This window comes from Actinoplanes flavus (assembly GCF_017592555.1).
Taxonomy (GTDB): domain Bacteria; phylum Actinomycetota; class Actinomycetes; order Mycobacteriales; family Micromonosporaceae; genus Actinoplanes; species Actinoplanes flavus.
Genome location: NZ_JAGFNS010000060.1, coordinates 1 through 23,757 on the forward strand (window position 1 = coordinate 1; position 23,757 = coordinate 23,757).

The 23,757-nt window shown below is 71.1% G+C and carries 20 protein-coding genes; 12 read left to right on the plus strand and 8 right to left on the minus strand.

Annotation, left to right across the window (positions count from 1 at the left end; translation table 11 throughout):
- The coding region (locus tag J5X75_RS43070; RefSeq protein ID WP_274383853.1) for a sigma factor at positions 1-249 on the minus strand (249 nt) is incomplete at its 3' end.
- A gap of 245 nt (positions 250-494) precedes the next feature.
- On the opposite strand from J5X75_RS43070, the gene ppgK reads away from it, so the two are divergent.
- The gene (gene ppgK, locus J5X75_RS43075; RefSeq protein ID WP_208473518.1) at positions 495-1,289 is read left to right on the plus strand and encodes a polyphosphate--glucose phosphotransferase; all 795 of its coding nucleotides are present in this window, start codon (positions 495-497) and stop codon (positions 1,287-1,289) included.
- Positions 1,290-1,311: 22 nt separating this feature from the next.
- Complete coding sequence (locus J5X75_RS43080; RefSeq protein ID WP_208473519.1) at positions 1,312-1,773, plus strand: PPOX class F420-dependent oxidoreductase; 462 nt, start codon at positions 1,312-1,314, stop codon at positions 1,771-1,773.
- 134 nt (positions 1,774-1,907) lie between these two features.
- On the opposite strand, the gene J5X75_RS43085 is transcribed toward J5X75_RS43080, so the two are convergent.
- Positions 1,908-2,510, minus strand: a complete 603-nt coding sequence (locus J5X75_RS43085; RefSeq protein ID WP_208473520.1) for a hypothetical protein — start codon at positions 2,508-2,510, stop codon at positions 1,908-1,910.
- A 418-nt stretch (positions 2,511-2,928) separates the two neighbouring features.
- Between J5X75_RS43085 and J5X75_RS43090 the strand changes: the two genes are divergently transcribed.
- From J5X75_RS43090 to glgB, 4 genes are all read left to right on the plus strand, one after another.
- Positions 2,929-4,893 carry an alpha-1,4-glucan--maltose-1-phosphate maltosyltransferase gene (locus J5X75_RS43090; protein ID WP_208473521.1) on the plus strand — a complete coding sequence of 655 codons (1,965 nt, stop codon included), beginning with the start codon at positions 2,929-2,931 and terminating at the stop codon, positions 4,891-4,893.
- A gap of 12 nt (positions 4,894-4,905) precedes the next feature.
- Positions 4,906-6,663 (plus strand): maltose alpha-D-glucosyltransferase, encoded by a 1,758-nt coding sequence (gene treS / locus J5X75_RS43095; protein WP_208473522.1) that lies wholly within the window; start codon positions 4,906-4,908, stop codon positions 6,661-6,663.
- Positions 6,660-7,961, plus strand: coding sequence for a maltokinase N-terminal cap-like domain-containing protein (locus tag J5X75_RS43100; RefSeq protein WP_208473523.1), 1,302 nt, complete (start codon positions 6,660-6,662; stop codon positions 7,959-7,961). The genes treS and J5X75_RS43100 overlap by 4 nt, the downstream gene beginning before the upstream one ends.
- A gap of 68 nt (positions 7,962-8,029) precedes the next feature.
- The gene (glgB, locus tag J5X75_RS43105) at positions 8,030-10,135 is read left to right on the plus strand and encodes a 1,4-alpha-glucan branching protein GlgB (RefSeq protein ID WP_208473524.1); all 2,106 of its coding nucleotides are present in this window, start codon (positions 8,030-8,032) and stop codon (positions 10,133-10,135) included.
- A gap of 80 nt (positions 10,136-10,215) precedes the next feature.
- Here the strand turns inward: glgB and J5X75_RS43110 are convergent, their stop codons facing one another.
- Positions 10,216-10,800 (minus strand): GNAT family N-acetyltransferase, encoded by a 585-nt coding sequence (locus J5X75_RS43110; RefSeq protein ID WP_208473525.1) that lies wholly within the window; start codon positions 10,798-10,800, stop codon positions 10,216-10,218.
- On the opposite strand from J5X75_RS43110, the gene J5X75_RS43115 reads away from it, so the two are divergent.
- On the plus strand, positions 10,775-10,972 hold the full coding sequence (locus J5X75_RS43115) for a hypothetical protein (protein WP_238491000.1): 198 nt from the start codon (positions 10,775-10,777) through the stop codon (positions 10,970-10,972). The two genes, J5X75_RS43110 and J5X75_RS43115, sit on opposite strands and share 26 nt — an antisense overlap.
- Here J5X75_RS43115 and J5X75_RS43120 read toward each other — a convergent pair.
- A complete protein-coding gene (locus J5X75_RS43120; RefSeq protein ID WP_208473526.1) occupies positions 10,969-11,688 on the minus strand; it encodes a PP2C family protein-serine/threonine phosphatase in 720 nt (239 codons plus the stop codon). The genes J5X75_RS43115 and J5X75_RS43120 overlap by 4 nt on opposite strands.
- Before the next feature lie 398 nt (positions 11,689-12,086).
- Between J5X75_RS43120 and J5X75_RS43125 the strand changes: the two genes are divergently transcribed.
- Positions 12,087-14,447 carry a Tex family protein gene (locus tag J5X75_RS43125; protein WP_208473527.1) on the plus strand — a complete coding sequence of 787 codons (2,361 nt, stop codon included), beginning with the start codon at positions 12,087-12,089 and terminating at the stop codon, positions 14,445-14,447.
- Between the two features lie 48 nt (positions 14,448-14,495).
- Here the strand turns inward: J5X75_RS43125 and J5X75_RS43130 are convergent, their stop codons facing one another.
- On the minus strand, positions 14,496-16,280 hold the full coding sequence (locus J5X75_RS43130) for a serine/threonine protein kinase (protein ID WP_208473528.1): 1,785 nt from the start codon (positions 16,278-16,280) through the stop codon (positions 14,496-14,498).
- A gap of 187 nt (positions 16,281-16,467) precedes the next feature.
- On the opposite strand from J5X75_RS43130, the gene J5X75_RS43135 reads away from it, so the two are divergent.
- Both J5X75_RS43135 and J5X75_RS43140 read left to right on the plus strand, forming a co-directional pair.
- A complete protein-coding gene (locus J5X75_RS43135) occupies positions 16,468-16,710 on the plus strand; it encodes a PspC domain-containing protein (RefSeq protein WP_208473529.1) in 243 nt (80 codons plus the stop codon).
- Between the two features lie 55 nt (positions 16,711-16,765).
- Positions 16,766-17,329, plus strand: a complete 564-nt coding sequence (locus J5X75_RS43140) for a DJ-1/PfpI family protein (RefSeq protein WP_208473530.1) — start codon at positions 16,766-16,768, stop codon at positions 17,327-17,329.
- A 3-nt stretch (positions 17,330-17,332) separates the two neighbouring features.
- On the opposite strand, the gene J5X75_RS43145 is transcribed toward J5X75_RS43140, so the two are convergent.
- Genes J5X75_RS43145 through J5X75_RS43155 form a run of 3 tightly spaced genes read right to left on the minus strand, consistent with a single transcriptional unit; the run spans position 17,333 to position 21,137 of the window.
- Entirely contained in the window at positions 17,333-17,917 is a 585-nt protein-coding gene (locus J5X75_RS43145) for a TlpA family protein disulfide reductase (protein WP_238491001.1), read from the minus strand.
- Complete coding sequence (locus J5X75_RS43150) at positions 17,914-19,389, minus strand: NADH-quinone oxidoreductase subunit NuoF family protein (protein WP_208473531.1); 1,476 nt, start codon at positions 19,387-19,389, stop codon at positions 17,914-17,916. The genes J5X75_RS43145 and J5X75_RS43150 overlap by 4 nt, the downstream gene beginning before the upstream one ends.
- Positions 19,386-21,137, minus strand: a complete 1,752-nt coding sequence (locus J5X75_RS43155) for a translation initiation factor III (protein WP_208473532.1) — start codon at positions 21,135-21,137, stop codon at positions 19,386-19,388. Before J5X75_RS43155 ends, J5X75_RS43150 begins: the two co-directional genes overlap by 4 nt.
- A gap of 380 nt (positions 21,138-21,517) precedes the next feature.
- Here J5X75_RS43155 and J5X75_RS43160 point away from each other — a divergent pair, with 380 nt between their 5' ends.
- Together J5X75_RS43160 and J5X75_RS43165 are read left to right on the plus strand one after the other, a co-directional pair.
- The gene (locus J5X75_RS43160) at positions 21,518-22,303 is read left to right on the plus strand and encodes a hypothetical protein (RefSeq protein WP_208473533.1); all 786 of its coding nucleotides are present in this window, start codon (positions 21,518-21,520) and stop codon (positions 22,301-22,303) included.
- A 109-nt stretch (positions 22,304-22,412) separates the two neighbouring features.
- Positions 22,413-23,582, plus strand: coding sequence for a DUF3455 domain-containing protein (locus J5X75_RS43165; RefSeq protein ID WP_208473534.1), 1,170 nt, complete (start codon positions 22,413-22,415; stop codon positions 23,580-23,582).
- The last annotated feature ends 175 nt before the right edge of the window (positions 23,583-23,757 follow it).

The window sequence follows — 23,757 nt, forward strand, 5'->3', positions numbered from 1 at the left end:
GTCGAATTTGTCGACGGCTTTGATGAGGCCGACGGTGGCGGTCTGGATGAGGTCGTCGGTGGGTTCGCCGCGGCCGGAGTAGCGGTGGGCGAGGTGCCGGGCGAGCGGCAGCCAGGCCTCGATCGCCTGGGCGCGGAGCCGGTCACGGTGCCGGCCCGGTGCGGCGGCGGCCATCGCGGCCAACAGATCTGACGCACTGTTACCGGCCACGCTGTGCACGGGCTGGTGCGGCGCTTCGGTCACGGTCATGAGTGGTCCTCCATCAGACGGGCAGAGAGCCGTGCCCGCACGCGGCGACCGTTCTGAAATGCAACGCTAACCGAGAAGCCTACTCCTGAATAGCCGAAAGTATGAGTGACGTTGCGTGAACGCGGGGAACACGGCGCGGATTCACCCGAGGGTGGTGGGCATGCCGGACCCGGTACGAGGGGATTGAGTGTCGGTCGCGCGTGGTAGACACCCACCAGAACGTGCATCGGGAGAACGGAAGACGCATGACCATCCTCGGTATCGACATCGGCGGGTCCGGCGTGAAGGGCGCACCGGTCGACGCGGCCACCGGCGAGTTGCTCGCCGAGCGATTCCGCGTGCCCACGCCGCAGCCCGCGGACGTGGACAGCGTCGCCGCGGCGGTGGCCGGGGTGGCCGCGCGGTTCGGCGGCTTCGACCGGGTCGGCGTGACGTTCCCGGGCGTGGTGGTCGACGGTGTGACCCGCAGCGCCGCCAACGTCGACAAGTCCTGGCTCGACGCGCCGGCCGCCCACATCTTCGCCGAGCGGCTCGGCCTGCCGGTGACGGTTCTCAACGACGCCGACGCGGCCGGGGTGGCCGAGGTGGCGTTCGGGGCGGGCCGCGACCAGTCCGGCCTGATCATGATGCTGACCTTCGGCACCGGCATCGGCAGCGCCCTGTTCTCGGACGGGGTCCTGATCCCCAACACCGAGTTCGGCCACGTCGAGATCGACGGCGCCGACGCCGAACTGCTCGCCTCCGACCGGATCCGCGAGGCCGAGGGCCTGAGCTGGGAGCAGTGGGCGGCCCGGGTCGAGCGCTACCTGCACCATGTCGAGATGCTGCTCTCCCCGCGCCTGTTCGTCGTCGGCGGCGGCGTGAGCAAGAAGTCGGAGAAGTTCCTTCCGCTGATCGACATCAAGACGCCGATCGTCCCGGCCACCCTGCTCAACAACGCCGGCATCATCGGCGCGGCCATGGCCGCGCATCAGGCCGCGGCCGGTCCGGGTGGCCAGCATCCGGGTGCCGTTCCGGTCGACGCGGCCGCGGCCTTCTGACAACCACGAGGGGTACGGAAGCATGGCGCGCTCGATCGCGACGAACAACCGGGTCGACCGGGCCGGGCTGCTGGAGTTCCTGCGGCCCCGCCACCGGGCGATCCTGATGACCACCCGAAAGGACGGCCGCCCGCAGTCGTCGCCGAACACGTGCGGGGTCGACGCCGAGGGCCGGATCGTCATCTCCAGCTACCCGGAACGGGCGAAGACGGCGAACGCGCGCCGCGACCCACGGGTCTCCGTCTGCGTCCTGTCGGACGAGTGGAACGGCCCGTGGGTGCAGGTGGACGGCGTCGCCGAGGTGCTCGACCTGCCGGAGGCGCTGGAGCCGCTGGTGGAGTATTTCCGCGGCATCTCCGGCGAGCACCCGGACTGGGAGGAGTACCGCCAGGCCATGCGGGACCAGGGCAAGTGCCTGATCCGGGTGACGATCGAGTCCTGGGGCCCGATCGCCACCGGCGGTTTCCCGGCCCGCCTGGCCTGACCGGAGCAGAAGAGACCGCAAGGCCGGCACCCAGGAGGACATTTCCGGTGCCGGCCTTGCGGCCTGAGACCCCTCCCGTTCCGGCGGGCCCGCGAGCGCGAACCCTCAGGAGGGGGAAGTGAGCGCAACCCGATTCAGAGGGCGCGATCCCCGCCGAGCGGAGCGAGGCCGTCAGACCCGGTCTCAGCGCCCAGCAGGTAGAGAAGGGTGTCGCGGTGCAGGGCCGCGATCGGCTCGAGCAGGTCCGGGTGGCGCAGCAGGGCGGCGGCCTCCCGGTCCCGGGCGTCGGGCTGGAGCAGGCGGCGGAACTCGGTGGGCAACCCGGCGGCACGGCGGCCGGCCGGGCGGGGCCGCGGGTCGGGCATCGGCATGGCGGCGATCACCGCGTCCACGCCACGGCGGGCCAGCAGCGGGTCGGCCAGCAGGCAGGCGGCCCAGCTGACGACGACCTCGTCGACCCAGGTGCGCCAGCCCTCGCCGTCGGCGAACTCGTCGTCCGGTTCGCTGCCGGCCTTCCAGTCGAGGATCGCGGATCCGCCGGGACCGGCGATCGCCACCAGCGCGGCGTCGATCTCGGTCGGGTAGCGCAGCCAGGCGGCGACCGTCACGGCCTGCCGGGCCTGTAGCTCGGCGAGGGTGTGCGACACGGTGTTGGACTCGCCCCCCGGGTAGGCGCGGGCCAGCCAGTGGGTGCTGGCGGCGATCACCGGAGACAGTGCGGTGGACGGTCCAGCCACGTGGATCTCTCCTCCCTCGGGCGCTCGCCGGGCCGGCTCGCGTCGAGATACCACTCGGGAGATGGCGGGCCGCTCTTGAGCGGGGTTCCTCGATGGCAACGCACGGCAACCGACACGCTCCCCGGACCACGCCGGGCGCGCGGACGGTCGTGGAGATCGACACGCGCCCGCTCGCGGGGCCGTTCCGCGGATTCCGCCCGGGAAAGATGAACGGCTGTTGCGAGCAGGTGAAATTGTCGTGTTTTCCGGCGGCGCGCGGCCGCGTCCGGATGCGCCGCGGGCACCCCACTCCGGTAGGTTGGACGCATCGGCGATCGGCCGTTTCAAAGCCCTCCACTGCGGAGAAGTCATAGAGACGCCGGCGGTGGTTTTCCCGGTCGCCGAGTCCTCCTGAGCCCCTCTGACTACGGTGGAGATCATGACCGGTCGCTTCCCCATCGAAGACGTGACGCCGGCTGTCGCCGGTGGCCGCTATCCCGCGAAAGCGGTGGTCGGCGAACTGGTCCCGGTGTCGGCGGTGTCCTATCGCGAAGGACACCACGCGCTCGGCGTGAACGTGGTATGGCGCGGCCCGGACGGCGAGACCAAACCGTTCACCCGGATGACCCCGGGCGAGCCGGGCCTCGACCAGTGGCACGCCACGATCCGGCCGGACCAGGTGGGCCGGTGGTCGTTCACGGTGGAGGCGTTCGACGATCCGTACCGGACGTGGCGCGACGCCGTGGTGAAGAAGATCGGCGCCGGTCAGGACGTCGAGGAGCTGGCGAACGATCTGGCCGAGGGCGCCGACGTGCTGGACCTGGCCACCAAGATCGTGCCGGCCGAGCAGGAGGACCTGGTCCGCGACGCGGCGGCCGCGCTGCGCGACGGGCAGAAGTCGTTGTTCTCCCGGGTCACCCCGGCGCTGGACCTGGAGGAGCTGCTCTGGCACAACCCGGTGCGGCACCTGGTCACCACGACGCGGTCGTTCGCCATCTGGGTGGACCGCACCCGGGCCCTCTACTCGGCGTGGTACGAGTTCTTCCCCCGGTCCGAGGGCGCCGAGATCGGCCCGGACGCGACACCGATCGTCCACGGCGACTTCCGCACCGCCGCGCGACGGCTGCCGGCCATCGCGGCGATGGGCTTCAACGTGGTCTATCTCCCGCCGATCCACCCGATCGGCAAGATCAACCGTAAGGGCCGGAACAACACGCTGGTGGCCCGGCCGGAGGACGTCGGCTCGCCGTGGGCCATCGGGTCGGACGAGGGCGGCCACGACGCGATCCATCCTCAGCTCGGCACCCTGGAGGACTTCCGCCGTTTCCGGGAGAAGACCGAAGAGCTCGGCATGGAGGTGGCGCTGGACCTGGCGCTCCAGGCCGCTCCGGACCACCCGTGGGTGAAGCAGTACCCACAGTTCTTCACCACGAAGGCGGACGGCACCATCGCGTACGCCGAGAACCCGCCCAAGAAGTACCAGGACATCTACCCGATCAACTGGGACAACGACTACCGCACGCTGCGTGACGAGGTCTACCGCGTGGTGATGCACTGGGTGAACAACGGGGTCAAGATCTTCCGGGTCGACAACCCGCACACCAAGGCCGTCAACTTCTGGCAGTGGCTCATCCCGAAGGTCAAGGAGACCGACCCGGACGTGCTGTTCCTGGCCGAGGCGTTCACCCGCCCGGCGATGATGAACGGGCTCGGCAAGATCGGCTTCACCCAGTCGTACACCTACTTCACCTGGCGGACCACCGCGCAGGAAATGCGGGAGTACATGGGCCAACTGCTGGCCTCGACGGACTGGATGCGGCCCAACTTCTGGCCGAACACGCCGGACATCCTGCACGAGACGCTCCAGCACGGCGGGCCGCCGATGTTCAAGATCCGCGCGGTGCTCGCCTCGATGCTCACCCCCTCCTGGGGCATGTACTCGGGGTACGAACTGTTCGAGCACGTGGCCCGGCCGGGCGCCGAGGAGTACATCGACAACGAGAAGTTCGAGCTGAAGCCGCGTGACTGGGCGGCGGCGGAGCGGTCCGGGCGGTCGCTGGCGCCGTACCTGACCAGGCTGAACCGGATCCGGGACGAGAACCCGGCCCTGCACTGGCTGCGGAACCTCCGCTTCCACGAGATCGACAACGGCTCGCTGCTCTGCTTCTCCAAACGCGATCCCGACACCGGCAACACCGTCCTGGTCATCTGCTCGTTCGACTCCGCCAACGTGCAGTGGGGCAACACCACTCTGGACATGCCGGCGCTGGGTCTGGACTGGCACGAGCGGTTCACGGTGGTCGACCAGATCACCGGCGCGACGTACGAGTGGGGTCAGTACAACGCGGTCCGGATCGACCCCTTCGTCGAGCCGGCGCACATCTTCGTCGTCAGGACGGGGTAGGGGGATTACTCGATGGAGCTGACGAGCGAGCACGATCCGGCGGAGGGCAGCCACACCGAGGGCGGGGTGGTCGAGCACCCGACCGCCGACGACTTCGGTCATGCCCGCGCGCTTCCGGCGGACCGCACCTGGTTTCAGCGGGCGGTCTTCTACGAGGTGTTGGTCCGGGCGTTCTACGACTCGGGCACGGACGGCTCCGGCGATCTGCGCGGCCTCATCGAGCGGCTCGACTACCTGCAATGGCTCGGAGTGGACTGCCTCTGGCTGCCGCCGTTCTACGACTCGCCGCTGCGCGACGGCGGCTACGACATCCGTGACTTCTACAAGGTGCTGCCGGAGTTCGGCACGGTCGAGGACTTCGTGGCCCTGCTGGACGCGGCGCACAAGCGCGGCATCCGGGTGATCACCGACCTGGTCATGAACCACACGTCCGACTCGCACCCGTGGTTCCAGGCGTCCCGGCACGACCCGGACGGGCCGTACGGCGACTTCTACGTGTGGAACGACACCAGCGAGAAGTACAAGGACGCCCGGATCATCTTCGTCGACACCGAGGAGTCGAACTGGACGTTCGACCCGGTGCGCCGGCAGTTCTACTGGCACCGGTTCTTCTCGCACCAGCCGGACCTCAACTACGAGAACCCGGCCGTGCAGGAGGCCATGCTGGACGTCCTGCGATTCTGGCTGGACCTCGGCATCGACGGGTTCCGGCTGGACGCGGTGCCGTACCTGTTCGAGCAGGAGGGCACCAACTGCGAGAACCTTCCGGCCACCCACGCGTTCCTCAAGCACTGCCGCAAGGTGATCGACGACGAGTTCCCGGGCCGGGTGCTGCTGGCCGAGGCGAACCAGTGGCCGGCCGACGTGGTGGAGTACTTCGGCGACGCCCGGTCCGGTGGCGACGAGTGCCACATGGCGTTCCACTTCCCGCTCATGCCGCGGATCTTCATGGCCGTCCGCCGGGAGTCGCGTTTCCCGATCTCGGAGATCCTGGCGCAGACCCCGTCCATTCCGGACAACTGCCAGTGGGGCATCTTCCTGCGCAACCACGACGAGCTGACGCTCGAGATGGTCACCGACGAAGAACGCGACTACATGTACTCGGAGTACGCCAAGGACCCGCGGATGAAGGCGAACGTCGGCATCCGGCGCCGCCTGGCCCCGCTGCTGGAGAACGACCGGAACCAGATCGAGCTGTTCACCGCCCTGCTGCTGTCGCTGCCCGGCTCGCCGGTGCTCTACTACGGCGACGAGATCGGGATGGGCGACAACATCTGGCTCGGCGACCGGGACGGCGTCCGGACCCCCATGCAGTGGACTCCGGACCGCAACGCCGGCTTCTCCACCGCCACGCCCGGCCGCCTCTACCTGCCGGTCAACCAGGACCCGGTCTACGGCTACCAGGCGGTCAACGTGGAGGCCCAGCGGGACAGCGCGACGTCCCTGCTGAACTGGACGCGGACCATGCTGGCGGTCCGCCGGCGGCACGAGGCGTTCGCCGTCGGCACGTTTCGCGAGCTGGGCGGCTCCAACCCGTCGGTTCTCGCCTATCTGCGGGAACACGGCGACGACGTGGTGCTCTGCGTCAACAACCTGTCACGCTTCCCGCAACCGATCGAGCTGAATCTGCAGCACTGGAACGGATACACCCCGGTGGAGTTGACCGGGCACGTCAACTTCCCCCGGATAGGGCAGCTGCCGTACCTCTTGACCCTTCCGGGCCACGGCTTCTACTGGTTCCAGTTGTGCGGGTCGGAGGAGAAGCAATGACGCTGCCGTTCGCCGAGTGGTTACCGAAACAGCGCTGGTACGCCGGCCGCAGCCGGGTTCTCGCCTCGGTCGAACAGGCGGCCGCCACACCGCTGGGCGGGGATCTGGAGCTGATCCTGCTCGACGTGGCGTACACCGACGGCAGTTCCGAGCGCTACCAGGTCCTGGTCGGCTGGGGCGCCGGCCCGATACCGGAGTACAGCGCGGTCGCCACCATCGGCACCACCGACGACGGCCGGGTCGGCTACGACGCCCTCTACGATCCGGTGGCGGCACGGCATCTTCTGGGGCTGATCGACCGCGCCGAGCCGGTCGGCGACATCACCTTCGACCGGGAGCCCGGCATCACGCTGCCGGTGGAGGCCTGGCCGCGGGTGTTCGACGCGGAGCAGAGCAACACCAGCGTCATCTTCGACCAGGACGCGATCCTCAAGGTGTTCCGCCGGGTCAGTTGCGGCGTCAACCCGGACATCGAACTCAACCGGGTGCTCGGCCGGGCCGGGAACCCGCACGTGGCCCGTCTTCTCGGCTCCTTCCAGGCCGGTGACTGCTCGCTCGGCATGCTCACCCAGTACGCGGACAACTCGGCCGAGGGCTGGGCCATGGCGACCGCGTCGGCACGGGACCTGTTCGCCGACGCGGCGTACGCGGCCGACGAGGTGGGCGGCGACTTCCAGGGCGAGTCGTTCCGGCTCGGCGAGGCGGTCGCCTCGGTGCACCTGACGCTCGCCGCGGAACTGGGCAGCGGCCCGTCGCCGTTCCCGCTCGACGCCGTGCTGGCCCGGCTGCGCACCGCCGCCACCGCGGTGCCCGAAATACAGCGGTACGTTCCGGCGATCACCGGCCGGTTCACCGCACTGACCGGCGAGCAGGTCGAGATCCAGCGCATCCACGGCGACCTGCACCTCGGGCAGGTGCTGCGCACCCCGGAGGCCTGGCTGCTGATCGACTTCGAGGGCGAGCCGGGCCAGCCGCTGGAAGAGCGCCGGCTGCCCGACTCGCCGCTGCGTGACGTGGCCGGGGTGCTGCGCTCCTACGAGTACGCGGCCTATCAGCTGCTGGTCGACCAGGACGAGGACGAACATCTCGCGGCGCGCGCCCGGGAGTGGGTGGACCGTAACCGGACCGCGTTCTGCGACGGATACACGAACGCGGCCGGCAGCGACCCCCGTGCACACGGCGCGCTGCTGGCGGCGTACGAGCTGGACAAAGCGGTCTACGAGGCCGCCTACGAAGCCCGGCACCGGCCCGGCTGGCTGCGGATCCCCCTGCGGTCGATCGCCAGGCTCGTCGGATGAACCCCGGAGGGCAACCCGAGATCATGATAGGCCAGTCCACCTCTCCCCTCGCCGCCGATCAGCGGGCCATGAACAGCGTGATCGCCGGGGACACCCACGATCCGCACGCCGTCCTGGGCGCGCATCCGCACGGCGGGCGCACCGTCATCCGCACCCTGCGCAAGGGCGCCGAGGCGGTGGCCGTCCTGCACGACGGCGACCGCTACGGGATGACGAAGGTGCACGAGGACGGCATCTTCGCGGCCGAGCTGCCCGGCACCGTGCTCGACTACCGGCTCGACGTGGACGGGGTGGAGTGCGACGACCCGTACCGGCACGTGCCCACGCTCGGCGAACTCGACCTGCACCTGATCGGTGAGGGCCGGCACGAGAAGCTGTGGAAGGTGCTCGGCGCGCGGCCGCACGGCACCGGCGTCGCCTTCGCGGTGTGGGCGCCGAGTGCCCGGGGCGTGCAGGTGATCGGTGACTTCGCCGGTTGGGGGCCGTACGACGGGTGGCCGATGCGGTCGCTCGGCTCCAGCGGCGTCTGGGAGATCTACGTCCCGACGGCGCACCTCGGCACCAAGTACAAATTCAAGATCCTCGGCCGGGACGGGGTGTGGCGTGAGCACGCCGACCCGCTGGCCCAGCACACCGAGGTGCCGCCGGCCACCGCGTCGGTGGTGTTCCAGTCGTCCTACCGGTGGCACGACGAGCAGTGGATGCGGGAGCGGTCCCGCAAGTCGTGGCACCAGGAGCCGATCAGCGTCTACGAGGTGCACCTGGGCTCGTGGCGGCCCGGTCTCACCTACGTCGAGCTGGCCGAGCAGCTGGTCGACTACGTCGTGGAGACCGGGTTCACCCACGTCGAGCTGATGCCGGTGATGGAGCACCCGTTCGGCGGCTCGTGGGGTTACCAGGTCACCGGCTACTACGCGCCGACGTCCCGGTTCGGCACGCCCGACGAGTTCCGGCACCTGGTCGACAAGCTGCACCAGGCCGGCATCGGCGTGATCCTGGACTGGGTGCCGGCCCACTTCCCGAAGGACGAGTGGGCGCTGGCCCGGTTCGACGGGACCCCGCTCTACGAGCACGGCGACTGGCGGCGCGGCGAGCACCCGGACTGGGGCACCTACGTCTTCGACTTCGGCCGCAAGGAGGTCCGCAACTTCCTGGTGGCCAACGCCCTCTACTGGTGCGAGGAGTTCCACGCCGACGGGCTGCGGGTCGACGCGGTGGCCTCGATGCTCTACCTGGACTATTCGCGCAAGGACGGCGAGTGGACCCCGAACCAGTACGGCGGCCGGGAGAACCTGGACGCGATCAGCTTCCTCCAGGAGATGAACGCGACCGTCTACAAGCACCACCCCGGCGTGGTCACCATCGCCGAGGAGTCGACCGCGTGGCCGGGCGTCACCCGCCCCACCCACCTGGGCGGTCTCGGGTTCGGTTTCAAATGGAACATGGGCTGGATGAACGACACCCTCTCCTACATGGAGAAGGAGCCGATCCACCGGCAGTGGCACCACCACCAGATGACCTTCGCCACCGTCTACGCCTGGAGCGAGAACTACGTCCTGCCGATCAGCCACGACGAGGTGGTGCACGGCAAGGGCTCACTGACCGGCAAGATGCCCGGCGACCTGTGGCAGAAGCTGGCGAACACCCGCGCGCTGCTCGGCTTCATGTGGGCGTTCACCGGCAAGCAGCTGCTCTTCATGGGCTCCGAGATGGGCGACGAGTTCGAGTGGAACGAGGGCGGCGGCCTGCACTGGCACCTGCTCGAGGACGCCCCGCACGCCGGGGTGAAGCGGCTGGTCACCGACCTGAACCGGGTCTACCGAGAGACCCCGGCCATCTGGACGCAGGACACCGGCCCGTCCGGCTTCCGGTGGATCACGAGTGAGGACTCGCACCACAACACGTTCTCGTTCGTCCGGTTCGCCCCGAACGGCGACACCCTGGCGTGCATCGTCAACTTCGCCGCCATCCCGCACGAGGGCTACCGCATCGGCCTGCCCCGGGCCGGCCGCTGGGCCGAGGTGATCAACACCGACAGCGAGCTCTACGGCGGCTCCGGCGTCGGCAACATGGGCGCGGTCGAGGCCGAGCACCTCGCCTGGCACGGTTTCGACGCCTCGGTCTCGCTGCGGGTGCCCCCGCTCGGCGCTGTCTGGCTCAAATACGAGGGCTGACCCGCGATCACCCCCGGCTGTGCGGGAACAGCGCGCAGCCGGGGCCGGGCGGCGGCGGAGGCGAGCGGGGCCGCGCTCGATCAGGCGCCAGAATCCGTCGGCTTCCCCACGGGGGATCCCACCACCGGGGTACGACACGTCCACTCGGTGGCCAGCAGACCGTAGAGCAGGTCGTCGGTCCACTCCCCCTTGATGAAGGTCTGCTGCCGCAACAGCCCCTCCCGCCGGAAGCCCAGACGCTCCAGCAGCGCCGCCGACCGCGTGTTCCGCGCGTCGCACTCGGCCGTGACCTTGTGAAAACCGTCCATGCCGACCAGGCGGTCCAGCACAGCGCTCACGGCCTCCGTCGCGAAACCCCTCTTCTGGTACGCCGTGGCGAAGCTGAATCCGAGCTCCGCCTGCCAGAGGTTGTCGTGCAGCCGCACGTACACGTCACCGATCAGCCTCTGCTCCGCGGCGAGCTCGACCGCGTACTGGAAGTGGCCCGCCTTGTCGGGCGACGCCTCGGCGTAGGCGCGGACCGCGACCTCCGCCTTCTCCAGCGGGAACGGGGCCTCCCACGGCTGATAACGCGCCACCTCGGGGTCCGACCGGTACTCCGCCAGGACCGGTGCGTCGGAGGCCCGGAATCGTCGCAGGATGAGCCGCTCGGTCGTCAGAAGCACGCGCCGAGGATATGTCACACCCCCGGAGCAGAATGCGGGGCAGGGCCACCGCGGCTGGCTCGGCGTCCGGCTCGACCGGGATCCGGACTGGTCCGAGATCGCCGAGCTCTGCCAGGACGCGTTCCGCGCGGTGGCCCCGAAGACCCTGGTCGCCCGCCTGGACGGGGCCTAGACCTCGATCACGTCGGCGACGATGACGGTCACGTTGTCGGGTGCGCCGTTCTCCAGGGTGCGGTTGACCAGCTCGGCCGCGCAGGACTTGCGGTCGGCGACCTCACGCAGCGTCTGGGCGATGACCGCGTCCTCCACGTAGTCGGAGAGGCCGTCGCTGCACAGCAGGTAACGGTCACCGACCCGGGCCGGGATCATCCGGCCGGCCGGGCGGAAGGGCCCGCCCTGCACGGCCTGGGTGACCAGGGCGCGCTGCGGGTGGCGGCGGGCGTCGTCGGGGGTGAGCACGCCCTGGTCGACCAGCGCCTGTACGTAGGTGTCGTCCCGGGTGAGCTGGGTGAACTCGCCGTCGCGCAGCAGGTAGCAGCGGGAGTCGCCGACGTTGAGGGCGGCCAGCCGGTCGCCGGAGAGCAGCAGCGCGGTGACCGTGGTGCCCATGCCGTCGCGGGCGTCGTCGTCGGCGACGGCGGCCTCGATCCGCTGGTTGGCGGTCTGGAGGGCGCTGATCAGATCCTGCAGGGGCTCGCCGGTGTCCGGCGTCGCGTCGACGGCGCTGAGGGTCTGCACGAGGATGTCGCTCGCCAGCTCTCCGGCGGGCAGCCCGCCCATGCCGTCCGCCACCACGAAGAGTCGATTACCGACGAAGACCGCGTCTTCGTTATTGGACCGGACCAGGCCCTGATCAGTGGCGGCGACCGCCCGGACAGCAAGCGTCATGTGACAAGAGTGCCAAAGGCCAATTCGGTTGTCTCTAGTACCTCCTACCAAGTGTCATCGAGTACCGCCCGGGACGCTTCGGCCGGCACCGTCCAGAACCCCCTCCGACAGCGGCGACATCGCAGGTCAGGGCCCTTTCACGGGGTCCGGGCGGCGGCTGCGGGCCGGGTTCGGCCGGCCGCCGCCGCCGGGCGCCGCCGCGGCGGGCCCTCGTGACATTCGCGACATCGGGGTACGCGCGGCGGTTCCCCGGGGCAGAAGCGGACATCGCCGGGCGTACCACATCGGGCCCGTCACGTCCGTGGAATCGGCCCGCGGCGTCCGCCGGGGGACGACTGCGCGGCCGACCCTGCGGGGCGGCGCGACAGACCGCGGCGGCCTCGGTCACAATCGTCGGCGTGACGACAGCTATCCATCAGCGCATCGCCTCGGAGCTCGGGGTACGGGAAGGGCAGGTCACCGCCGCGGTCGAGCTGCTCGACGGCGGGGCCACGGTGCCGTTCATCGCCCGCTACCGCAAGGAGGTGACCGGCACGCTCGACGACGCCCAGCTGCGCACCCTCGAGGAGCGCCTGGGCTACCTGCGGGAGCTGGAGGACCGGCGGGCCGCGGTGCTGGAGTCGATCCGCTCCCAGGGCAAGCTCGACGAGGCCCTGGAGCAGCAGATCCTCGAGGCCGACACGAAGGCTCGGCTGGAGGACATCTACCTGCCGTTCAAGCCGAAGCGGCGGACCAAGGCGATGATCGCCCGGGAGGCCGGTCTGGAGCCGCTCGCCGAGGGCCTGCTGGGCGACCCCTCGGTCGACCCGAAGGCGGCCGCCGCGGCGTTCGTGGACGCCGAGAAGGGCGTCGCCGACGCGCAGGCCGCCCTGGACGGGGCGCGGGCCATCCTGATCGAGCGGTTCGCCGAGGACGCCGACCTGATCGGTGACCTGCGTGAGCAGATGTGGACGCGGGGCCGGCTGGTGGCCAAGGTCCGCGACGGCAAGCAGACCGACGGGGCGAAGTTCTCCGACTACTTCGACTTCGCCGAGCCGTACACGAAGCTGCCCTCGCACCGGATCCTGGCGATGCTGCGCGGCGAGAAGGAGGACGTCCTCGACCTCACCATGGAGCCGCACCCGGAGGAGGACGAGGGCTACTTCGAGGGCCGCATCGCCGGGCGCAACGGGATCAGCGACCAGGGCCGTCCCGGCGACCGGTGGCTGGTCGACACGGTCCGCTGGGCCTGGCGTACCCGGATCCTCATCCACCTCGGCGCCGACCTGCGGGTCCGGCTGCGGGAGGCGGCCGAGGACGAGGCGGTGCGCGTCTTCGCGGCCAACCTGCGTGACCTGCTGCTGGCCGCGCCGGCCGGCACCCGCGCCACGATGGGGCTGGACCCGGGCTTCCGGACCGGGGTGAAGGTCGCGGTCGTGGACGCCACCGGCAAGGTGGTGGCGACCGACACGATCTACCCGCACGTGCCGCAGAACAAGTGGGACGAGTCGATCCACCGGCTGGCCGCGCTGGCGTCCAAGCACGACGTCGAGCTGATCGCGATCGGCAACGGCACCGCCTCCCGGGAGACCGACAAGCTGGCCACCGAGCTGATCAAGCGGCACCCGGAGGCCAAGCTCACCAAGGTGGTCGTCTCCGAGGCGGGCGCGTCGGTCTACTCCGCGTCGGCGTACGCCTCGCAGGAACTGCCCGGCCTGGACGTGTCGCTGCGCGGCGCGGTCTCCATCGCCCGCCGCCTGCAGGACCCGCTCGCCGAGCTCGTGAAGATCGATCCGAAGTCCATCGGCGTCGGCCAGTACCAGCACGACATCTCCGAGGTGAAGCTGGCCCGGTCGCTGGACGCGGTGGTCGAGGACTGCGTGAACGGCGTCGGCGTCGACATCAACACCGCCTCCGCGCCGCTGCTCACCCGGGTCTCCGGCATCACCGCCGGCCTGGCCGAGAACATCGTGCTGCACCGCGACTCCAACGGCCCGTTCAAGAACCGCCAGGAGATCAGGAAGGTGGCCCGGCTCGGCCCGAAGGCGTTCGAGCAGTGCGCCGGCTTCCTGCGGATCCGTGACGGCGAGGACCCGCTCGACTTCTCCAGCGTGCACCCGGAGTCGTACCCGCTGGTCCGCACGATCGCGGCCGACGCCGGCTCGGACGTGAAGACGCTGATCGGCAACAGCCCGCTGCTCAAGGCGATCCGGCCGGACCGGTTCGTGACCGACACGGTCGGCCTGCCGACCATCACGGACATCCTCAAGGAGCTGGAGAAGCCGGGCCGCGACCCGCGGCCGGCGTTCACCACGGCCACCTTCGCCGAGGGCGTCGAGAAGATCGCCGACCTGAAGCCGGGCATGATCCTGGAGGGTCAGGTCACCAACGTGGCCGCGTTCGGCGCGTTCGTCGACATCGGCGTGCACCAGGACGGTCTCGTGCACGTGTCGGCGCTCTCCGACAAGTTCGTCCAGGACCCGCGCGAGGTGGTCAAGTCCGGTGACGTGGTGAAGGTCCGCGTCCTGGAGGTGGACCCGGTCCGCAAGCGGATCTCGCTGTCCATGCGCCTGAACGACGAGCCGAGGCAGGGCGGCGGCGGCCGCAACCGCGGCGAGCGGGCCCAGGGGCCGCGTCAGGGCGGTCAGGGACGCCAGGGTGGCGGGCAGCGCCAGCCACGGCAGGGCGGCGGTCAGCGGGGCGGTCAGGGCGGCGGCAACAGCTTCGGCAACAGCGCCATGGCCGACGCGCTGCGCCGGGCCGGCCTCACCAAGGACTGAGCGACCGTACGGAACACGGGCCCGGGCGTCTCGCCCGGGCCCGTGCCGTCACAGCTTCCAGATCTTGAGGTCGCTGAAGGCGACCTCGTACTGGGCCTCGCCCGGCGCGTCCCGCTCGTTGTAGATGCCGAGCAGCACCCGGCCGATCCCGAAGCCCTTCTCCAGCGGCGCTTCGCCGACCAGGGCGCCGTCACGCGACACCCGCACCGTGGCGCCCTCGACCACCAGGGTGATCCGGGTCGGCTCGCCGTTCAGCGCGATCGGCTCGGCCAGCGGCATGGTCTTGACCACCGACACCTTGCCGTCGCTGCTGTGCACGCCGGCGTAGATGTAGTTCTCGCAGACCCGGACCTGGTAGCCGTCCTGTTTCACGTTGCGGAACCAGATCGCCGCGCAGCTGTCCGGGGTGAGTAGCCGCACCCCGGCCTCGATCCGCACGTCCGGCGGCAGCTCGTCCTCCGGCCCCTTGCACTTGTAGGTGCCGACGCTGTCGCGGTGCACCACCAGCCCGGCGTCGAAGTGACAGTTGCCCTCGCCGGCCTGTTCGCTGGGCCGCCAGAAGGACTGCTGCCGGAGGGTGTCCTCCATCCACGGGCGGTCGGCGGGCACGGCCGTGTCCCCGGTCGGCGCGGTGGTGGGCCCGGCCGTCGTCTTCCCCTCGTTGTCCGGCCGCATCGACAGGGCCAGCATGACCGCGCCGGCGACCACCGCGAGGATCAGGAAGGCCACCGCGGCCGGCAGCGCCCAGCGGCGGCCCGGCTCGGGCGGCGGCGGGCCGGACGGGCGGGTGTGCCCGGGAGGCGCCGAGATCGGCACCGTGATGATCGAGTTCTCGTCGTACCCGACCAGGCCGGGCGGGATGTCCAGGGTCGGCACGCTCACGCCGGCGGTGTCCGGCACCGCAGCGTACCCGGTCACGGCCTGCGCCTCGACCGCCGCCGCGCGCAGGGCGGGCTGGTCGGCGAGGGCGGCCGCGGAGGCCGCCGGGCGCTCCCCGGAGATCAGCAGGTCGAGCAGCTCACGGGCGCTGGGCCGGTTGGCCGGGTCCTTCTCCAGGGCGTGCGCCACCAGGTCGCGCAGCGGGCCGCTGAGCCCGTCCAGGCGGGGCGGCTGGGTGAGGATGCGGGCCGCGGTGGCGGGCGGCGAGTCGGCCCGGAACGGGGTGTGCCCGGTTCCCGCGTACGCCACCACGCTGCCCCAGGCGAACACGTCCGCGGCCGGCGTGACCGGGGTGCCCGGGTCGGAGCTGAACCGCTCGGGCGCCATGTACGCCACGGTGCCGACCATCTGGTCGGTCCGGGTGTTGGCGCTGGTCGCCTCCATGGCCCGGGCGATCCCGAAGTCGATCACCTTGGGGCTGCCCGGCGCCAGCAGCACGTTGCGCGGCTTCAGGTCGCGGTGGATCACCCCGGCGCCGTGGATGGCGGTCAGCGCGGTGGCCACCCCGATCGCCACGCCGTGCAGGTTGGCGCTGGTCAGCGGCCCCCGCTGCTCGACCACGTCGGCCAGGGTGGGCCCGTCCACGTACTCGACCACCAGGTACGGGTGCTCGTGGTCGGGGTCGGCGTCGATCACCTCGGCGGTGCAGAACGGCGGCACCTGCCGGGCCCGGTTCACCTCGCTGCGGAACCGGCGCCGGAACTCGTCGTCGTAGGCCAGGTCGGCGCGCACCATCTTGACCGCGACCAGCACTCCCCCACCGGTCTTGGCCAGATAGACGGTGCCCATGCCACCCTCGCCCAGCCGGCCGACGAGCTCGTAGTCGCCCAGGGTGCGCGGGTCGCGCGGCCGCAGCGGTTGTGTCCGCTCGCCCGGCAGTGCGGCATCGACCATCCTCGTCCCCCCGACAGCGCCTCCTTCGTGCCGATCGCACTGTATAGGGCCGCGTCCCGGCCGGAAATATCGGCGGCCTCATGGAGATCCCCGATACAGGGATCCGGGCACCACCCGATGCCGGGGAGCCCGCCGACGGCACACGATGGAGTCACGGTTTCACCACCAGTGAAAGTAGGAGACCACGATGAACGCCGTGCACGACACCCTCGCCCGACAGGGTCTCGTCCGCCCCCGGAACGGCCGGATGCTCGCCGGTGTCTGCGCCGGCCTGTCCCGCCGCTTCGGCCTCGACCCGTGGATCGGCCGCCTGCTGTTCGTGCTGATCCTCTTCATCGTCCCGGGCAGCCAGATCCTGATCTACCCGCTGCTGTGGATCCTGATGCCGGCCGAGAAGCCCGCCTTCTCGACCACCCCCACCACCTTCTGACGAACCCGCCGCGCCGCCGGTTGACCCATCGTGACGATGTGGACACGATGGGTCCATGGCAAAGATTCTGATCCTGACCGGCGACGCGGCGGAGGATCTGGAGGTGATGTACCCGTACCAGCGGCTCCTCGAGGAGGGGTACGAGGTGCACATCGCCGCCCCGTCGGCCAAGAAACTGCAGTTCGTGGTGCACGACTTCGTGGACGGCTTCGACACGTACACCGAGAAGCCGGGCCACGCCTGGCCGGCCGACCTGGCCTTCGCCGACGTCGACCCGGCCGGCTACGCGGCGCTGGTGCTGCCCGGCGGCCGGGCGCCGGAGTACATCCGCAACGACGAGGACTGCCTGCGGATCGTGCGGCACTTCGCCGGGGCCGACAAACCGATCGCGGCCCTCTGCCACGGTCCGCTGGTGCTGGCCGCCGCGGGCGTGCTGAGCGGCCGGACGATCAGCGCCTACCCGGCCTGCGCCCCCGACGTGCGCGCCGCCGGGGCCACCTTCGCCGACAGCGCGGCACAGATCGATGGCGTGCTGGTCACCGGGCGGGCGTGGCCGGACCACCCGGCGTGGATGCGCGAGTTCCTCACCGTGCTGCGGGCCAAGGCGCCGAACGCCTGACCCTCACCCGGTGAGCTCGCGGACCTTCCCGGTCAGCTGGAGGTCGTCGAGGTAACCCCGGTAGACGATCTTCCCGGTCCGGTCCACCATCACGTACCAGCTCTGCTGCGCGATGCCGAACCGCTTCCACAGCTTGCCGCCGGGATCGTTGAGGTGGGTGATCTTCTCCAGCTGGAAGTCGGCGACGAAGTCCTTCATCTCGGCGGCGCCACCGAGACCGGCGATGCCCAGAATCGCGAGCTTGTCGCCGTACTCGTCATGGATGTCGCCCAGAGATTGCGCCTCGCTCGCGCACGTGGCGCACCAGGGCGCCCAGAACCAGAGGATGGCCGGCTTGCCGGCCAGACTCGCCGCGTCGAACTTCTCACCGGCGAGGGTGGTGCCGGTGAAGGAGAGCGACTTCGGCACGGCCACCGCTTCCGCTTTCGCGGTCGCGGTGGCCGCCGGCCCGGCACTCGTGGCGGGCCCGGAAGTCGTGGCGGGCGCGGGAGACGCGGCCGGTGTGGTGCCGCAGCCGGTTGCCGCGAGCGCGGCCACCAGCATGATCGAGACCAGCCGGGGTACGCGTGACGCGCGCCGCCTCGTCATTTGGCCGGGGTGGGCTCGGTCAGCCGCAGCGCGAGCGCCGGGCAGACGTTGACCGCCTTGCGGGCGCCGTCCTCCAGCCACGGCGGCAGCGGCGTCTGGGGGAACGCCGGGAACCCGTTGTGGTCCAGCCGGATGATCTCCGGGGCCACCGCCGAGCAGAGCCCGTGGCCGTCGCACCGCGACCAGTCCAGGGCCAGCTTGCGTGCCCCCTTCTCGGCCGTGTACGGCAGCGGCAGGATGCCGCGCACCGGCTTGCCGCAGCCCTCGCCGTTGGAGTGCGCCTGCACGTCGGCCCGGAAGACCTCCAGCGCGGACAGCGCGAACCGCGAGCTGCCGTCCGGGTGGCTGCACGCCCCCCGGCCCTTGACCAGGCCGGCCGCCTGCCGCACCTGCTCCACCGCGTTGCCGCCGAGCGACACCAGGGTCACCGCGCGGGCCAGGTCGGGCAGACCGATCCGGCACGGGCCGCACTGACCGGCCGACTCGCCGGCCAGGTACTGCACGACCTGGGCGACCTCGCCGAGCGGACAGGTCTTGGAGCCGATCGGGATCAGCATGCCGGCGCCCAGGGTGCCGCCGACCTTCGCGAACCCCTTGCGGGAGATCTGGATGGTCTTCGCCTGCTCGGCGCTCACCCACTTGCCGTGGTAACCGCCGACCAGCAGGCCCGGGCCGATGTCGGCGCCGCACATCTCCAGCACCTCCATGAGCGAGGTGCCGGTGGGCGCCTCGACCACGGCGGGAGCCGACGCGGAGCCGCCGACCGTGAGCATCACGGTGCCCGGCTCCTCCGGGATGCCGACCGCGTTGTACTCCCACGGCCCGAGCCGGGCGGCGATCGCCAGCTGCGAGTACGTCTCGGCGTTCGACAGCAGGGTGGGCAGGCCCATCACGCCGTTGTCGCTGGACCGGACCTTGCGGCCGGGCGGGATGTGCGCCTCGCCGTTGATGCCGCGGACCAGCGCGCCACCCTCACCGGAGATGAACCGGTGCGGCACCAGGACGATCCGGGTCGGGCAGGGCATCTTGCGCTCGGCCAGCGCCGCGGCCAGCGACTCCTGGCCGACACCGTCGTCGGCGACGCCGATGACGATCTCCTCGGCGTCCAGGGCGGCGGCGGCCAGCGCCGCGCCGTCCAGGATCAGGTGCGGGCCGCGGGTCAGGATCGCCTTGTCCTTCCAGGACGGCGGCTCACCCTCGGTGGCGTTCACCACGATGACCGGCGGCAGCTCCTGGCGGCGGCACGAATCCACCACCGCGCGGACCTTGCGGGCGAACGGGAAACCCGCCCCGCCGCGGCCGCGCAGCTCGATCCGGTCGGCCAGACCGATCAGCTCACCCGAGGAGAGCGCCGCGAAACCGCCGTGCACCTCCTGGTGCGCCAGCAGGTCGAGGCGACCGTACTCGTCGAACCCCGCGGTGATCCGCGGCGTGCCGATCGCCGTGACCGGGGGGACCTGTGCCGTGCTCAATTCGTTTCCCTCACGTCACCACGGAGCTGGGAGAGGTAGGCGTCGTCGGCGTCGTCGCGCCCACCCCGGCGGCCGCCACCACGGCCCGGCTCGTCCCGGCGGGACCGCCGGGAACCCGTGTCGACCAGGGTCGCCGCGTCGTCGGCCGGGTAGCCCCCGCCGGAACCGTCGGCCAGGTCGACGAACTCGCTGCGGCTGGGCCGGCGGGGCGGCTCGTCGTAGCGGGGCTCCTGGTAGCGGGGCTCCTCGTACCGCGGCTCCTCGTACCGCGGCTCCTCGTAGCGGGCCGAGCGGGACCCGCGGGGGGCCGCGTCGTAGTCGTCCTCGGCGCGGCGGCGGCCACGGGAGCGGTCGTCGTACTCCGGCTCGCGGCGCATCCGGGTGCCGGTGGCCTCCACGTCGTCGCGGCGCATCCGGGTGCCGGTCGCCTCGACGTCGCGGCGGGAGCGGGGCTCGTCGTACTCCGGCTCACGCCGCATCCGGGTGCCGGTGGCCTCCACGTCGTCGCGGCGCATCCGGGTGCCGGTCGCCTCGACGTCGCGGCGCGACATCCGGGTCTGCGTGTCGTAACGCTCGTCGTCGTCGTACCGGCGGCCGCGGCCGCGCGGGCCTTCGTCGTACATCTCCTGGGAGCGGCTGCCACGGGACCGCGGGGCCGGCTCCTCGTCGTACCGGTAGCGCTCGTCCTCGACGTCACGGCGCGACATCCGGGTCTGCGTGTCGTAACGCTCGTCGTCCTCGGCGGCCCGGCGCTGGCGCGGCGCGGGCGGCGCCTCCAGCTCGGCCTGACGGCGGCCACGCGGCGGGTAGTCCTCCTCCATCGGGGCCGGCGCCGGAGCGGGCGCCGGGCTGACCGGGCGGGTCATCGGCTGGTTCCACGTCTGGGTGGGCGCGCCACCGTCCGGGGCGCCGGCCGGAGCGAGCAGGTCCACCGGAGGCGCGGCCGGGCGGGCCGGACGGCGGATCGGGGCCGGGGCGGTCGGCACCAGCGTGCCGGTCTCGGACGGCTTGACCGCGCCGACACCGGCCGGCGAGGCGAAGTCCTTACGGCGGTTGAGGCTGACCGACAGGCGCACCGCGAGACCGACGATCACACCGAGCACACAGACGATGTAGCTGACGGTGACCCAGGTGGCCGCCGGACGGCCCGCGGAGAGGCCGTGGGTGAGGGCGATCGGCCACATCAGGTAGGAGATCGCGTGGATACCCCGCCACATCCAGGGCTTGCCACGGCCGATGAACCGGGCCCGGGCCAGACCGGACCACATCACCAGCACCATGATCCAGCCGGAGATGGTGCCGAGACCGACGAACCACTTGTTGAGGCCCTCGGTCAGGAACGGGACGAAGATGTCGAGCAGGCCGATGTAGTCCTTGGCGAACTTCGTCCAGACGTGCGCGAACAGGGCGCCGACCGCGATCACACCGGTGGTGCGGTGTGCGGACTGGAGCAGCACCCGCTGGCGGACGCTCAGCACCAGCCGGTCGGTGGCGACCAGCCCCACCATGATGGTGATGGACAACGACACCAGGCTGACGACGCCGATGTAGTAGTCGAGGTAGAAGAAGAAGTAGACGTACCCGACTTTTCCGGGAGTGGTCATCATCGCGACGGCCCAGATGGCGGCCCCGATGCTCAGGACGAGCAGGACCACCTCGAGCTTCGACGCCGATCGGGTGCCGGTGGAGCCGACTTCGACCGCGACCCGGGAGGCGGCGGTTGCCTTGTTGTTCTTCGAGCGGGCCATGGACTCCTCGTTTTCCTTGGTGCGGTCACGTCCCATGGGCAGTGGGACGCCGGCGTCCGTGGGGAACGCCCCGCGCTCAAGCTCTGCGCTGGACCCGGTCCTCGGCCTTGCTTTCCCCTGCGTGGCCCCGGTCCGTGTCCTCCCCGGATTACGTGCCGGGCCGGGGATCGGATGAACACCGGCCGAACTTTTTGCGTAGTCTCCTGACTACTTTCCGCGCAGGCCTGCTGAGCTGCTCAAACACCGAAAAGGTTGCTCTCTTAAGGAAGAAATAAGGATCGGCGGGTGGGTGACGCGGGCCACCCGCTGAACCATTCCCGGCCCGGGGGCGAACTAAGTAGTGCAGGCGAGTCGATGACAGGCAGCGAAGGGGGATCGTCATGCGTCACCGGATCACCGCGCTCACCGGCGCGGTCATCGCCGGCGCCGTGTTCAATACCGTGGTGTGGTCGGCGCCGGCCGCGGCCGACGTGGAAGGGTTCAGCGTGCGGGTCACCGCGCCGGACCGGTTCACCGCCGGGCGCTCCACCCAGGTCGTGACCGCCGTCGTCACCTCGCAGAACCGGGAGTGCCGCAAGGTCCGGTGGGCACTGCTCATGCACTCGCGGATCGACCCGGACCAGTTCCAGGTCACCCGGTTCGAGGACGACGGGCCGTTCGCGACCACCGACCAGACCGAGGGCATCACCACGACGATCGTCGACAACGACCTCGACCCGGGTACGGCGTGCCGGGGCCGGACGGTGACCGGCCGCTGGCAGGTCGGGTTCGCCGGCCCGGAAGGCGGCGACGTGCGGTTCGAGGTGCGCGCCTTCGACGCCGGGAACACCCTGCTGACCGCCGGCGGTGCGGCCGCCCGGGTACGCGGCGAGGTGGAGGCGGAGCCGTCCCCGTCGGCCACGCCGGAGGAGTCCGCCGACCCGGAGGAGACCGAGGAGGCGGCCCCGGAGGAGACCCGCGAGCCCACCCGGGCCGTGGCCGACCCGGGCGAGACCGAGACCGCGCTGGTCGCCGACGACACCACACTGCTCGGGCCGGGCCTGATCGTCGGTGGTGTCTGCGTCTTCCTGGGCGTGCTCCTGCTGGTCCGGCTGCGGGCGCGGGCACGGCAGGCCCGGGTGGACGCGCAGGCGACACCCACCGGTTTCTACCGAATGCCCGGATAATTCAGATAGGAACACTTCCTCCGGGTGATTTCCCGGCGCTACGAGCCTCCCCGGCCCCGCGGCCCACTACCGTGAGGGCCCAGCGTCACCGTCCATAGGGGAGGACTCCGTGGCCCAGATCCCGCCCGCCCGTCCGCGCCCACCAGCCGACCCCCAGCCGCCCGCCGACCCCCAGCCGCCCGCCGACCACCAGCCGTCCGCCACCAACCAGCCGTTGAGCGGACCCGCCACCCACCAGCCGTTGAACGGCCCGCAGCGGTCCGCCAACCCCCAGCCATCCGCCAACCACCAGCTGCCCGCCGACCAGCAACCGCCGGGCACCCCCCAACCACCTGCCACCCAGCAGGCTCCCACCACCTGCCAGCCGACGGGTGACGCCCAACCGCTCGCCAGCCACCAGGCGCTCCTCCAACCGCCGGACAGCGCCCAGCCACCTGCCACCCAACAAACCCCCGCCTACCACCTGATGGGCGACGCCCAACCGCCTGCCACCTACCAGGCGCTCCTCCAACCGCCGGACTGCGCCCAGTCACCTGCCGCCCCGCAGGGGCCTGCCGGCCGGCGGCCGCACGTCGGGAACGGTCCGGCGCCGGACCGGATCTCCGCGGCCGACGCGGGCGCGATCGCCGGGCCGGGCCGGTCGTCCGGCGAGCACCCGTCCGCGCGCGGGCATTCCGCCGGCCGCCGGGTCAAGGTCGCCGCCGCGTTCGGGGCTCTCGCGCTCGTCGCGGTCGCCGTGCCGGCCGGTGTCTCGTTCGCCGGGACCGACCGGGCGCCGGCCGAGTCCAAGCCGCCCACCACGCAGGCCGAGAACTTCCACGGGGTCGACCCGCGGGTGCCGACGGAGCTGACCCCGCCGGCCGGGAACGCGCTGCACTCGGTGCTCAAGGCCCGGGGCGTGCAGATCTACGAGTGCCGCGGCGGCACGTGGACCCTCCTGGAACCGGCCGCCTCGCTCACCGGCGTCACCATGCACCCGGTGAAGAAGGTGTCCGCCCTGCACTTCCGCGGCCCGAGCTGGCAGTCCGACCAGGACGGCTCCCTCCTGGAGGGCGACGGCCCGAACGCCGTGCGCGCCCCCTCCGAGCACCCGAACAGCATTCCGCAACTGCTGATCCGGGCGAAGCTGAACCGTGGCGACGGCGTCTTCGGCAAGGTCACCTACATCCAGCGCCTGGACACGGTCGGTGGTGTCGCCCCAGCCGGCACGTGCACCGGCTCCGGCGCCACGGCCGTCCCGTACCGGGCCGTCTACCGCTTCTTCACAGCCAAGCCCTGACCCACCACCCGCAGCGGCGACACAAGCCGGCTGGACCTGAGGGCTGTCTCAGAGGGTGTTCCGTGAGCTTTTGACTGTTTTGCTGCTGGGGCGGGGTTAGGTGCCCTGATGGGTAGGGCTGGCGGTTGAGACTGGCGCAAGGCTGAAGGTGCCGGGTGGGCCTTCGGTCAGCACG